This window comes from Streptomyces sp. NPDC014727 (genome assembly GCF_043083485.1).
Lineage (GTDB): Bacteria > Actinomycetota > Actinomycetes > Streptomycetales > Streptomycetaceae > Streptomyces.
This window is the reverse complement of record NZ_JBIBYR010000012.1, coordinates 256,400-269,031: the sequence shown is the minus strand read 5'-3', so window position 1 is coordinate 269,031 and position 12,632 is coordinate 256,400. Positions and strand designations below refer to the sequence as shown.

At 68.2% G+C, this 12,632-nt stretch carries 9 protein-coding genes and 4 pseudogenes; 3 read left to right on the top strand and 10 right to left on the bottom strand.

Going from position 1 to position 12,632, the window contains the following annotated elements; all coding sequences use genetic code 11:
* Positions 1–146 precede the first annotated feature (146 nt).
* From ACF1B9_RS21105 to ACF1B9_RS21095, 3 genes and pseudogenes are all read right to left on the bottom strand, one after another.
* A complete protein-coding gene (locus tag ACF1B9_RS21105) occupies positions 147–467 on the bottom strand; it encodes a hypothetical protein (protein WP_391746738.1) in 321 nt (106 codons plus the stop codon).
* Positions 404–748 (bottom strand): annotated as a pseudogene (locus ACF1B9_RS21100) (nucleotidyl transferase AbiEii/AbiGii toxin family protein); the annotation flags it as partial. The gene ACF1B9_RS21105 and the pseudogene ACF1B9_RS21100, both read right to left, overlap by 64 nt.
* Positions 745–1,092, bottom strand: a complete 348-nt coding sequence (locus ACF1B9_RS21095; RefSeq protein ID WP_391746737.1) for a transcriptional regulator — start codon at positions 1,090–1,092, stop codon at positions 745–747. The gene ACF1B9_RS21095 and the pseudogene ACF1B9_RS21100, both read right to left, overlap by 4 nt.
* Before the next feature lie 812 nt (positions 1,093–1,904).
* Between ACF1B9_RS21095 and ACF1B9_RS21090 the strand changes: the two genes are divergently transcribed.
* Positions 1,905–2,210: a hypothetical protein gene (locus ACF1B9_RS21090; protein ID WP_391746736.1), complete on the top strand. Its 306-nt coding sequence runs from the start codon at positions 1,905–1,907 to the stop codon at positions 2,208–2,210.
* Between the two features lie 793 nt (positions 2,211–3,003).
* Here ACF1B9_RS21090 and ACF1B9_RS21085 read toward each other — a convergent pair.
* Positions 3,004–3,342 carry a MerR family transcriptional regulator gene (locus ACF1B9_RS21085; protein ID WP_391746735.1) on the bottom strand — a complete coding sequence of 113 codons (339 nt, stop codon included), beginning with the start codon at positions 3,340–3,342 and terminating at the stop codon, positions 3,004–3,006.
* Positions 3,343–4,249: 907 nt separating this feature from the next.
* Between ACF1B9_RS21085 and ACF1B9_RS21080 the strand changes: the two genes are divergently transcribed.
* On the top strand, positions 4,250–4,609 hold the full coding sequence (locus tag ACF1B9_RS21080; protein WP_391746734.1) for a hypothetical protein: 360 nt from the start codon (positions 4,250–4,252) through the stop codon (positions 4,607–4,609).
* 145 nt (positions 4,610–4,754) lie between these two features.
* Here ACF1B9_RS21080 and ACF1B9_RS21075 read toward each other — a convergent pair whose 3' ends face one another.
* From ACF1B9_RS21075 to ACF1B9_RS21055, 5 genes and pseudogenes are all read right to left on the bottom strand, one after another.
* On the bottom strand, positions 4,755–5,066 hold the full coding sequence (locus ACF1B9_RS21075) for an SCO5918 family protein (RefSeq protein WP_391746733.1): 312 nt from the start codon (positions 5,064–5,066) through the stop codon (positions 4,755–4,757).
* 49 nt (positions 5,067–5,115) lie between these two features.
* Positions 5,116–5,520 (bottom strand): hypothetical protein, encoded by a 405-nt coding sequence (locus tag ACF1B9_RS21070; protein WP_391746732.1) that lies wholly within the window; start codon positions 5,518–5,520, stop codon positions 5,116–5,118.
* 46 nt (positions 5,521–5,566) lie between these two features.
* Positions 5,567–6,612, bottom strand: a pseudogene (locus ACF1B9_RS21065) (DEAD/DEAH box helicase).
* 298 nt (positions 6,613–6,910) lie between these two features.
* Complete coding sequence (locus tag ACF1B9_RS21060; RefSeq protein WP_361454548.1) at positions 6,911–7,114, bottom strand: cold-shock protein; 204 nt, start codon at positions 7,112–7,114, stop codon at positions 6,911–6,913.
* 1,137 nt (positions 7,115–8,251) lie between these two features.
* Positions 8,252–8,389: pseudogene (locus ACF1B9_RS21055) on the bottom strand (DNA-binding protein); the annotation flags it as partial.
* Here ACF1B9_RS21055 and ACF1B9_RS21050 point away from each other — a divergent pair.
* A pseudogene (locus ACF1B9_RS21050) lies at positions 8,381–8,758 on the top strand (flavoprotein); the annotation flags it as partial. The pseudogenes ACF1B9_RS21055 and ACF1B9_RS21050 sit on opposite strands and share 9 nt — an antisense overlap.
* Before the next feature lie 145 nt (positions 8,759–8,903).
* On the opposite strand, the gene ACF1B9_RS21045 reads toward ACF1B9_RS21050, so the two are convergent.
* A complete protein-coding gene (locus ACF1B9_RS21045; RefSeq protein ID WP_391746731.1) occupies positions 8,904–12,632 on the bottom strand; it encodes an SAV_2336 N-terminal domain-related protein in 3,729 nt (1,242 codons plus the stop codon).

Sequence of the window (12,632 nt, the reverse complement as noted above, 5' to 3'; positions counted from 1 at the left end):
CCATCGAAGGCGGCATCACGGCGGTCAGTTGACACAGACTCAAACTCTGTACATCAGCCCGTACATGCCTCTGCACTACAGCCCGTACGCCGACAACCGCTGCCTACCGCTCCGACCGGCACGTAGTGGCACGGTCGGTCACAGATTCAGGACCAGGCGGCAGAGAGGTCCTCGGGGGTGAGGGTGTGGACGCCGTCGGCGGTGCACCCGCTGCGGGTGACGGCGAGCAAGCGGGTGCTGTCGTCGGCGCCGGGAAGCTGGGAGCGGTGAGTGATGAGGCGGGCGAGGTCGCGGTTGTCGAACGGCTTCTTCTCCAGCCACTTGACCGAACCCACGAGAGTGATTTTCTTGGCGATGGGGGAGCGGTCGGCGCCGACGATGTCGATTTCCGGGTCGTTGGTGCGGGTCCAGTAGCCGTGTGTACGGGTGGTCGCCAGAGTGCTTCCTTGAGGATGTCGACCTCGCACTCTTCGCGGCTGGCGGGGTCGGTCACGATCAGGCGTGCGGACAGCGGGTCTGTCTCCAGGGCTTCTACGTGCCATCCGCGCTGCTCCAGTCCGGTGCGCACGACGGTCGCGATGTCCTCCATGGGATCTGGGTTCTCGGTTGCGACATCAAGGTCCTGGCTGAGCCGGTCGACCAGGCCGTGGGCCTGGACCGCGTAGCCGCCGGTGAGCGCGAGAGGGTAGGCGCCGCCTACGGCGAGCACGTCTGCAAGCAAGCGGTGGTGCAGGCCCGTGAGGTTCACGCAGCGTTCCGGGCACTGTCGGCCAGCTCGCCGAAGGCGCTCTCCCAGACCTCGCGGACATCCCGGCTGACCAGTGTGCGCAGTATGGGCCACAGGCCGACGAGAAGGTCCTGGTCGAGGTACTGGACCAGGTCGTCGTGCCGGCCCTCGGCCAGGACGATGCGGTAGTAGCTCATCCGTAGCCGGGGCCGGTCGAGGTCGAACGTGGTCAACCCCGACCAGGCAAGGTGGAGCGGCAGGTGTACCGGGCCGTGCTTGGGACCGGCAAGCTCGGAGAGCGCTGCGGGCAGGCGCCGGACGAACTTGGCACGACGGAGGTCGGAGAGGCGAGGCTGTGATGCCATGCATCGATTATCCAGGAAGAGCCGACGATGAGCCGCTCGGACCGCAGACATCACTCCTGCGAGCAGGACACCGGCCCGCTGCCCCGCCGACGGGGCCGATGACGCCGCTGCCCGCAGTGCCTATTTCGGGAGATCGGCGGTGCAACTCGGCCCCAGCACCAACGTGATGCCCACCCCCAGATCGCCCGCGGCGATCGAGAGTGTCTGGCCACTGGACTGGCTGTGGAGGAGGCGTCGATGCCGGCCGACCGGATCCGGCACCTCTGACATGCTCTCTATCGAGTTCTGCCGACTGTTCGCTGCGCGCGGTGGGGGCTGAGTCTTACAACTTTCTGGAGGGGGAGAGTGTGTCGAAAGCCGACCTTGTGGCGCTCGTCTTCGTTGCCTGAACAACGTCAATATGGGCCCTGACCATGACGGCAACGTCGCAGCGCCGAGGTAAAAGGACATTCTTGGAGCGGCTCTGCTGGGCTCGTGCGCGGGTGCGTGCACGTCGTCGTCGCGCTCACTTGGTGCGTCAGATCCGCGGCAGCTCCCTGGCGACACGTCCCGACTATCCAACGCTGGACTACTTGGAGCGCGAAGACGTCCTCTACCAGGTGTCGAGGAGGGCACTCGGCATAAAGGTGATCGTCCCTGTCTTGACATCTTTCTCAACGGGGCTGGTTCTTGCAGCAACCATTGAAAGCACCCGCCTGGCACGCCTGGCGCGACGCCCTCGCTGTCGGGGCCCTCATGACGCCCATTCTGATCACTGGCGTGATTGCTTCACTTGTCCGAACCAAGGTATGCAACGGTGGACAACCGAGGCTGTGACAGCCACGGTGCGTAGGGCCTATGAGGCACTTCTCAAGCCTCTGGAAGTGAAGGGGAAGGTTCCTCTGACAGCATCGCCCTTCAACTCCCCGCATGTCGCGGCAGTCCAAGCGTTGGAGGACTTCGCCGTTGCGCTGGAGAGATACGCCCTGCAACGTGCGCTTCCCGACGGCCGCAACCCCATGCCCCAGGTCGTGGCTCGATTTTCAGCAGCCGCTGTCCTCGTGCGCGAGCTTCGGGACGGGGTTGAACTTGATCGCATCGACGGTGCGAAGCTCTGCTCGGAGTCGAGAGAATCCTGAAAGTCCTCGCCAGCGGTCAGCTGCAAGATCTCGCGCCCGGTGACGCATCCGGCGACGAGTTGTTGCATGGCCACCGGGAGCGCAGAGCGTGGCGACAGCAGGTGTTGCGAGGATCTGCGTTCACCCTCTGTCTCGCCGGCATCGTATTTGCCCTGGCCTCATCAGCCGTCGGCGTCGCCCTGGCTACGGCCGCCGCTGTGGCTGTTATGGCTATTTGGGACAAGATTCTTCGCCTCTCCGCTGGCTCGGACGTGAATAGGTCAGCCAGCAGCTGACTGGCACTTTCAGACGGCCCTTGACTCAAAGGAGAGTCCTATCAAACCTGAAAAGAGACATGCTGCGGTGTGGGATGACCTCGTTGCCCGGAGTCTATGAGGCGGGCAGCAAATAGGGCCCCCGGTCAATGGCCGGGAGCCCTTTCAAAGAGCGGGTGACGAGAATCGAACTCGCGCTCTGAGCTTGGGAATCAACCGGCACTTGATGGCTCGCAAGGCTGCTGAACTGCGAGAACGTTCACTGAAGGTACTGTTCTGGCCGCCTTGGCGGATCCCTTGTTGACCGCTGTTCACCGCCGCTACTGGCACGTTGTGGCACGCGGCGCTGCCAGGGGGCGGAGGAGGCGAAGCCCCTGCCCAGTACCGCCGTTTCCTGGCCGGCACCCCACGCGCATACATCCAAACCCCGCCTGATTGCGTGAGCGAGCCCCGGACCGGGGCGGTCCGGGGACGCCATAGTTCCCGTAGCCATGTCTCATGCCTTCCAGTCTGCCGGTGTCCGGCGGGCGCGCACCGCCTCAGTCCTCGGTCGGCGGCTTTGCCGATTCGGCGGCGCGGCGGTACTCGGCGTTGATGCGCTGCGCCTCTTCCAACTGGTCTTCCAGGACGACGATGCGACAGGCGGCCTCGATGGACGTGCCCTGGTCGACCAGTTCGCGGGCGCGGGCGGCGATGCGCAGTTGGTAGCGGGAGTAGCGGCGGTGGCCGCCCTCCGAGCGCAGCGGGGTGATCAGACGGGCTTCGCCGATGGCGCGGAGGAAGCCCTGGGTCGTGCCGAGCATCTCGGCGGCCCGGCCCATCGTGTAGGCGGGGTAGTCGTCGTCATCAAGACGGCCGTACGAGTCGTCTGCTGTCACTTGCACCTCTCTTGTGGAACGCGTGGAGGGGCCCTGGCGCCGTACGGCACCAGGGCCCCGAAGGAACTACTACACCACCTGCCGGCCCTGATACTGCACCGGCATTCTGTATCCGCGGTCCCGACCTGGCTGCTGTCGGGAGTGCGGGGATCGCGGTTGCTTGACCGGAGACCACCTCACTATCGATGTCCTGCGGTACCCGAGCCAAAGACTCCAGCTCGGGCGATCCTGATGGCGCGGGCTCCTCCGTTCTTCCCTCGGTGATCAACTACCTACCATGGGGTACTGCGTACTGCTGGTGATGAGACCTGCTCAGCGGCCTGTGACAGCGCCACTCTTCGGTAGCCAGCCCCGTCGCCCGTCCTGCGTCTGCTCTGGCTTGGAACCCCACTGCCGAACTTCCCAGTGCGCGCGTCCGCAGCCGACGCCTTCACCGAGGTACCGCTAGTCACTTCACTGCTGGGTACTGCCTACTGCACTCACGGGTACCGCAACTAGTGACAGCGGTCCCGCTCCGGCGGCCCCTCGCTGCGGGCCACCCGGTCCGGCTGTCAGTCCCGTCGCCGTCCTGCAACAACCCTGGCTTCGAAACTCCACTGCCGCACCGTCCTGCAACTACGTGTACTACCGGCAGTTCGTCTCTGCCAGGCCTTGCTGTCTCTCTGGGTTACGAGAGAAACAATAACCACGCCACCACTCAATGTCTACTCCGACCAACAGAGATTTTCGCGTTTCCCGTGAGGAGGTAATCGACCTCGCGGGAGGCTTCGGCTGGCCCGTCGACCGGCTCGCCAGAGCGACCGCGGTCACCCGCCGGGCCTCTGAGGGGAAGATGGTGACTGCCCGTCTTGCTCGGCAGCACGACCGCTCAAGGGGACGGGACGACTCGTGAATAGGATCGGCTCTCATGTCGAAACCTGACGAGCTGCTCGTTGACGTCGCCACGCTGGTGGAGTCCGGGCACAGCAATCAGATGTCCCTGACCGTGGTCACCGGTGGCGCTGTCATCACCGGCCGACTGGCGCCCGAAGCCGTGTGGAGGCAACGGGTGTCGGAGGTCCTGTCGGACTCGTCCCGTCTGGGCGAGTTCTCCGCCATGTTCACCGCTACCACGCGGGGGGATGGGCCGCCCGCGTATCTGCACTTCCACATGGCGAGGATCCTTCAGGGCACGGTGGGGATCCCGGAGACCGGTGGGATGTACCGCGTCTCGATCGCGGATGTCAGCGCCTGGACCATGGGCGACTTCAGCTACTCCGATCACTGACGTCGCGCCGCGTAGAGAAACTCACCGGTACGCGGGAGGGCCCTACCGGCGTGTGCCGGTCGGGCCCTCTCGACTGTTCGGGTGTCAGCTCGCGCTTCCCATCGGCCAGACAGTCAGGCGGCCAGACAGTCGGACGGGCAGGCGGTCAGACGGCCACCGGGGTGCCGAGCATCGCGGAGGCGTGCTGGAGCGGGCTGAGGGCGCGGGTGGGCGCGGCGGTCTGGGGGAGGCTGCGGCAGGTGAAGCCGAGCTTGGTCATGGCCCGGAGGACTTCGTCGGCGCTGAAGTCGCGGCGATCCTGGCGGGTGATGACCTCGCCGACCTGCTTGACGGGGTAGGCGCGGCGGCCGATGGTCACGGACTCGCCGACGACCTCCTCGGGCTTGATGCCCTTCATGGAGTCCAGGACGCCGCTCTTGGTCAGTTCGAACGGGAAGCGGGCGATAACACAGCGCACGATGCCTCACAGGGAGAGGAAGGGGATTGTTCCGCGGTGGTGAGACGGTTCAGAGGACCAGGGCCAGGGCGAGGACGCCCGGGGCGCTGTCCTGCTCGTCCACGACGGACTGGGTAGCGAGCCGGCGGTGGTGCGTGGCGTGCTCGGCCATCATGGTGGCGGGCGAGGTGTGCGGCCCGCGGTCGCCGAGGATGTCGCGCAGCTGGAGCCGATCCGAGTAGGCGGGGCCGTCGCGGACGATGGTGAGCTGGGCCCGGGTGACCAGTCCGGTGCACAGGCCGTCGTTGTTGCAGACCCTCAGGTGTCCGGTCCTGGCACTGGCCATGACGGACAGGGCCACCTCGACGGTCATGTCGTCGCAGACCTGTGGCCCGGCCGTGTTCATGGCGTCGAGCGCCGTCCGGGGCACGGGGCCGGTGTTCGCCGGGTGGGGCTGTATCTGGACCGGTGTCACAACGTGCCTCCTGCAGAGATGGGTCAGCTTCCGGATCGCGCGGTGCTCAGGCCGCCGCGTCGAAGGCGGACTGTCGCCCGCTAACGCGCCGGGCAGCCGCGGCCGGGCTGCGTCGACCGCGGGAGGCCGTGCCGCGCTTGCGCCGCTCGGGTGCCGGCGCGGTGATCGTCACGGGGATGCCGGAGGGGGTCCGGGCGCCGGTGATCCGGCTGAGTGCTTCCTCGCCGGAGCGGACCTGGGTGGTCCGGGGCACGATGCCGGCGGCCGCCATGAGGCGCGTCATGTCGCGGCGCTGGTTGTTGGTGACCAGGGTGACGACACTGCCGGACTCGCCGGCCCGCGCGGTACGGCCGCCGCGGTGGAGGTAGTCCTTGTGGTCGGTCGGCGGGTCCACGTTCACGACGAGGTCGAGGTGGTCGACGTGAATGCCGCGCGCCGCGACGTTCGTCGCGACCAGGACGGTGACGTGCCCTGTCTTGAACTGGGCGAGGGTGCGGGGACGACTTTGGTGCCGCCCCGCAGCGCATTCGCCTGCCGGCCGATCGGCATCCCGCCGACGACAGTGGTCAGGCGCAGCTTCACAGCGCGGGCGTAAGGGGTGAGGGCATCGGTGACCTGCTGAGCGAGTTCCCGGGTGGGAACCAGAACCAGGGCCAGCGGCTGACGGGGCTCGGCGCGCTGCCCGGCGGTGCGGGCCAGCAGGGCCAGGCCGAAGGCGAGAGTCTTGCCGGAGCCGGTCCGGCCGCGGCCCAGGACGTCACGGCCCGCCAGAGAGTTCGGCAGCGTCGCACCCTGGATCGGAAACGGCGTGGCCACGCCCTGCGCGGTGAGCGCGGCCAGCAGGCTCCTCGGCATGTCGAGGTCGCTGAACACCTCGACTGCGGGCAGCGCCGGAGTCATCGTCTCGGGCAGGGCGAACTCTCCCTGCATCGCGGCGGGCCGCCGGCCACCCGAACGGTTCGGACCTGCCGAACGGCTCGGGGTGGACGAACCGAAGCGACTGCCCCGAATCGAACCAGCAGTGGAGTCGTACCCGTGGCCGCCGTTGCGGCGGGCACGGGAGGAACGGCTGTTCGTGCGTGTGGGGTTCATACAGAACCTTCCTTGATACGGCACGTATCAAGGAATTCCGCAGCGAAAGAGCAGCGCGGGGAATCACAGGAACGGACCGAATGGAATGCGAACGTGGCCCACGGGAAATCCGTGTCGACGTAAGCGAAAATGGGGGATGGCGTGCGCAAACGAATCCAGTGCATGGCCGGGCGCGACTCCGAGGATGCTTGCGTCCCTCAATAGTGTGTTCCCGTAGATGGAACCGCTACGGAAATGCGTGCAGTTGGGGCCCGCACCCCGAGGGATGCGGGCCCCAGCTACGAAATGTGCGCCGGCGTCAGGCGGAAACGATGTTCTCGGCCGTCGGGCCCTTCTGGCCCTGCGCGATGTCGAAGGCGACCTTCTGACCTTCCTGCAGTTCGCGGAAGCCCTGGGCGGCGATGTTCGAGAAGTGGGCAAACACGTCAGCGCCGCCACCGTCCTGCTCGATGAAGCCGAAACCCTTTTCCGCGTTGAACCACTTCACGGTGCCAGTAGCCATGTCATATCTCCTTTGGGCAGTACACCGGAATCCGTACTGTACGGATTCCGTGTCGCCGCGATGATGCCCTGCCCGGAAAATGACCGGAAATACAAAGCGCTTCCCTGCGGCATCGAGGCCGACCAGAGGCGCTTGAAGTTTTTGGGTACCAAAACTGCAACCGAGTCCGACAGTAGCACGCCGTGGAGGATTGTGTGCGTCAAATATTTCCCCGTGTGTGCTGCGGCAGAAACTCTCCCAGTAAGGGCCGTTAAATTCTGAGGCCGCCGACACAGGTATTCATTTACCTCGAGTGCAGCGTTTTTCGAAAGCAAGGAGGCCAATCGGCTGCGACGTCTGCAGTGCATCGGGACCTGCGTCTGCGGGCCGGGGCCCCCGGGGCGCCCTCCCGACAGCTCGCAGGAGACCCTGTGGCCGCGAGCCCGCCGACCTCCTCCGGTCAACCGCCCTTCTGGGAAGGCGAGTTCGTGTGGCGAGCGCAGTGGACAAGCGCCGTCGCCCCGCCCCCCGGACGGCGGGCCGTGGTGCTCTGGCTCGACTTCTGTGACGTAGGCGCGCCGAGTGACGCATCCCCTCCTGGGACGAGTCCACAGCGTCGACAAGCAAAAGTGGCGTCCGGAGGTTCAACGGTTCCGGCGGTGACGGCTGCCTTCGTCCATCGGGCCGAGGGCGGCTTGGCGAACGGCGGATGGGCTGCGGGGGCTTCGGCTCCGTAGCGGAGGTGACTGTCGGCTCAACCTGGGACAGGCCGGTGTTGGCCCGTCGCGTGTGGCGGTAGGCGCCGGTAGCCACCGTCGCCATGGTCGCCGCGTACAGGCGAGCGCGCGGAGGGCACGGAGAGGCTGAAGAGGCCTAGATAACAAAGAAGCCCCGGGCTGTTGGCCTGGGGCTTTTTCATGGAGCGGGTGACGAGAATCGAACTCGCGCTCTGAGCTTGGGAATCAACGGTGCTTGGGCTGTTGAAGAGGCTCTGACCTGGGCTTTCCCGTCGGGCGGGGTGTATGGCTACGGACTCTGGGAACCGCACTTGGCCGCTCTTGTCCGCTCTGCTGGGCACGGATGGGGCACGAGGCCGACAGTGCAGACGGGAGCCTGCAAGGGTGAGTGCTCCGGGCGGGCGGCCTGTGGGTCAGAGAGGATGACGCGGACCTGGTTGCCGCAGGGCTTGGTCATGTCGTCGCAGTCGGAGGTCAGGAGGGCGACCGGTTTCGGCTGGCGCAGAGCGACCTCGGCGACCGTGGCGTCGACGGCGTACTTGTGCCCGTGCAGCCCGGTTACCCGATCCGCTCGGCCTGGCGCTCGCCCGGCGACCCGTGCCCGCTGCCGGACCCGGGTGCCATCGTCGTGGCACCGGCGACGTTCAACACGATCAACAAGTGGGCGACCGGAATCTCGGACACCCTGGAGCTGGGCATCCTGCGCGAGTCGAACGGCTTCGGCATCCCCACCGCCGCCCTGCCTTACGTGAACGCGGCCCGGGCGGCCCATCCCACGTACGGCGAAAGCCTCTGCAGCCTGCGGGACACGAGCATCCCGCTCGGCTCCCACGAGCTCCACCGCCCCAAGGACGACGGTGCGCCGGACCGTTTCCGGTGGGAGGAAGCGCTGGACTTGCTGACACTCAAACTGTCCGCGCGGGGGTGATGAGGGGCCGCGGGCGGGCATGCCGCCCCATCGGGGTTCAGGCACGGGGAAGGTTTCGGTCGCAGACCGGGGGCGACGTGTCGGGCGTCGGCCTGACCTGTCGGGAGTGCACAGGCCCGCCCGTAAGCCGGGGCACGGCGCTGATTCAGTGGAAGAGGGCGCGGGCGGCCGTTCGGAAAGCCTCTCTCGTCATGGGCGCAAGAGCGGAGAAGTCGACCAGTCCGCCGTCGCGCAAGGCCGGGTCATGAGGGATGCGCACCACGGTCTGTACGCGATTGCCGAGCCGGCTCTCCGCCTCGGTGAGACCGGACTGCGTATCGGCTGTTCCTGCCAGGTCGGACAGGACGAGGACTGCCTCGGACACGAGCCGTGCGTGTCCGTGCTGGTCGAGCCACGTCAGCTCGGCTGCGGTATCCGCCACCTGCCCAGGGTCTCCGGAGCAGGCGACCACGAGCCGGTCGACGTCACCGAAGGTCCCGCGCAGGGATGGCCCGGGCGGCGCGAAACCACCTGCGAAGTCGATCACGAGGGTGCCCAGCCTGCGCATGCGGGAAAGGATGTCCCGGTGTTGCTGAGTTGGGGGCGGTGGTTGTCCGGCCGGAGCGTACTGGTGCACGAAGTCCGCGCCGTTGGAGTCCTTGAGCGTCACCCAGCCCCCTGTGGGCGAGAGGACCAAGTCGTCGGGGGAGATGGTCGCCGATACCCGGCGGCCGGGGAAAACCTGCCGGTACGCGGCAGTTTCGTCGGCCACCATGCGGTATCCGAGTACGTGCGCCGCGGGATTAAACGGCAGCATCAGTACGGGGGGACGCCGGGAAGCGGGTTTGCCCTCGGCGACAGCGGAGGCGAGCTGCACGGAGACGGTTGATCGTCCGCAACCGGTTCCCCCGCCGAACACCAGGGCGAGACGGCCCTGGCGGCCCGTTCTGCTGTCGATCGGCCGGATGACCGTCCCCTCGCCCGCCTTCCTGCGGCGGAGGAGACTGCGGCGAGAGACCTGCTCGGGGCGGCCCGGCAACCGGAACCACTTCGTGAGCTGCCGCCCACGCCGTCCGGGTTCATGGACATCCATGTCCTGGTCGTCCGTGGAGAGCTCGCTCCCCGGAATGACGGGGACCTCGGCTCCGAGCGGCAGCGCCGCCAGGAGCAGGAGGTGCGGATCCGGCTCGGCTCTGGAGGACAGGTCGAGACGGGCGTCATCGATGAGGGCCCTTGTGCTCGGTGGGAGCCAGCAGGAGAACGGCTGCAGGAACGCGTCCCGAGGGACGCGATCACGGAAGGCGGCCAGCATGGACTCCGCCGACATCGCTCTGTCATGCGTCGGCAGCGTCAGGAACGGGCGCAGGACAGAGGCCAGGGACGGATCCGAGATCTTGTCGGCGAGCTCGTGACCTACCGCCTGTGCATCGTCGTCCCTGGCCAGCAGGGGGGAGAAGTGGCTCCCGCCCACCGGGTGCCAGTCCGTACGAGCCCCGAGAAGTCCGAGCAGAGCGGCGAGCGCGCGCACGTCCGCACCCGTCCGGCCGGGTGCGGGGGCGGCACCAGGGTCGGCGATCCGGGAGCGGTGCCAGCCGACGAGCAGCGGTCCGTCGAGCGTGAGCAGCACGCGGTCCGCCGACAGATGGCCGTGCACGACTCCCGCATGGTGACTGTGGTCGAGGGCCGAGGCGAGCCGCTGGCCGAGTACCAGGATCAGGTCCGTGCCGAAGCTCTCGTAGACCCGAAGCCCCTGGGCCAGGACGCGCAGCGTCGGTGCGCCCTGCCCCAACCGGGTGAGCGCGCCGGTGGCGGCGGCCCAGGGGTTCCTGGCGCCCAGGTCGGCGTCGAGGAGCGAGGGGAGGCAGGGGTGATCGAACCGGGCGAGGGCGAGGGCTTCCCGGCGGATTATGGACGCGCCTCGCGTCGAGCTCGCACGGATCACAGCGGTGTGCCCGCCCTTGGCTCCGGCGTAGAGGGAGGGCCCGCCCGGTTGTTTGGCCTGCCAGGTGAGCCGGTATCCGCCGAGGGACTCGCCGTCAAGGGCGGACCAGGTGGTGTTCGTCTGCGAGTAACCCACCATCGGGAACTGGGGGTAGATGCTCCCTGGGGGGCTGAGCCGGATCTCCCGTGGCAGCGTGGGCTGTTCCGCCCACTCCTGTGCCGACAGTCCGCTCAGCCCGAGACGGTCCTGGAGCGCGGGGCTCAGCCAGGCGAAGGCGGTGCTGTCGTCGGCCAGCCGGCTCGTCCCGTCGGGGCGGCCCAGCCAGGCGGGGAAGTCCGGTGAACGGCCCACCAGTTCGGCGATGTGCTCGGATACCCGACGGGTGGAGGCGAGCACTTCGGTGGTGGGGACGGCGTCCAGAAGGATGTCCCGGGACCGGCTGGTGAACGCGAAGACGCGCTGCTGGGGCAGGACCGTGGCGGCAGGTGATCCGTGCTCGGCCTCTGCCGGACGGAGCATGCCGCTCAGAAACACCTCGGCCAGATGGGCCGTCGTGACCGGGCGTGGAAGGGAATGAACCACCAGACGCATCACCGGGATCGTCAGCGGTGACACCGCTGCCAGGTGGGCTGCCAGGCGGTAGGCCTCGGGGGAGACGGTGCGGCGGAATCGCTGCACCTGCGCGTCGGGTCGGACGCGGGGAGTCAGCCCCTCCGTGCGCGAGGAGGCCCCGGCCCCGGGCGGACGCTGTCGCTCCGCCGCGTCGGCATCCCACAGGGCGAGCACACTGCTGGAGCCTCCGGACGCGGTGACCGTGGCCCACTCGGCGAATGCCTGGGGCGACGGCGTCAGGACCGGGACGGGCATCATGGCGAACGGGGCGAGCGCCTCAGGCAGCACGGGGTCACGCACCCGCCACGTCGTGTTGGCGGCCCCTGGGCCCGGTGACTGTACCGACCAGCGCCGGGTGGGCAGTCCGGAACCTCGCCACATACGGGGCGGAAGCGTATGGAGCACCGCGGTGGGGCCGTATGCGGCCCAGCGCGACAGTACGCCTCGCATGGCACCGGTGCGCCATCCGGGCCCGGCCCCGTCGGAGATCACCAGGGTCATGGTCCGGCCCGACGGGTCGGTGAGGACCTCGGCGGACATGGTCGGCGCGTCGGGGACGAAGGGCCGGGAGCTCAGCCTGGGCGTCCGGCCGGGCCTCAGCCGCAGTCCGTAGGTGCGGATCTGGCGGAAGGCGCCGAGCTGCGCGAGCAGCGAGTTGAGCTCCGAACAGAGCTGCTGCCACAGGAGCATCGAGACACCGTCGTCGACGACCACGGTGAGGTCCAGCCAGCGGTCACGGGCGGGACGCGTCACCACGTCGAGGAGTCCCGAGTCGGCGATCTGCGTGGCGGTCTCGGCTTCGTCCAGCTTCTCGGCCGACGGATGCGGGCGGTACTGCTTCAGCGGCCGCAGCGCGCGTGCCGTCCGTAACGGGAGGGCGAGTGCGTGCGGATGAGGAATGCGTACGGGCAGCGCGGGGCTCCGGTCCTCCTCGGGCCGCTCGTTCTCCGCCGCCGTCCCGGGGTCCGGGGCATCGGATCCGCCGTCGGAGTCCTGGTCCCCCGTGATGCCGTCGTCCCGGCCGGTGCCTTCGCTCCCGCTGGTCGGGAGCGCTTCCGTGGGCGGAGCATCGGCGGCGTGAAGTTCGGCTCGCGGAGGATCGGCCTCCGGCGTGTCCGTGGGACCGGCCGTCTCCTTCGTCTGCGGCCACGCGGTCACCGGCGGGGCGCCGGGTTCCTGGGCAGCGCCGGGCGGACGGGCGTCCCCGCCCAGGAGACCGGCGGCCAGCGCCAGAGGCGCGTCGGCAGGCATCCGCTCGGCCAGCCACAGGCAGTCGACCAGCTCCTCGGCCGTGACGTCGAAACCGACGTCCCGCAGCAGGGAGAGCAGGCGGTCGGGCAT

Coding starts and splice junctions, on each gene's coding strand:
- ACF1B9_RS21095 (WP_391746737.1), bottom strand. CDS start 1,092: ATGGCATCACAGCCTCGCCTCTCCGACCTCCGTCGTGCCAAGTTCGTC.
- ACF1B9_RS21080 (WP_391746734.1), top strand. CDS start 4,250: ATGTCGAAACCTGACGAGCTGCTCGTTGACGTCGCCACGCTGGTGGAG.
- ACF1B9_RS21060 (WP_361454548.1), bottom strand. CDS start 7,114: ATGGCTACTGGCACCGTGAAGTGGTTCAACGCGGAAAAGGGTTTCGGC.
- ACF1B9_RS21045 (WP_391746731.1), bottom strand. CDS start 12,632: ATGCCCGACCGCCTGCTCTCCCTGCTGCGGGACGTCGGTTTCGACGTC.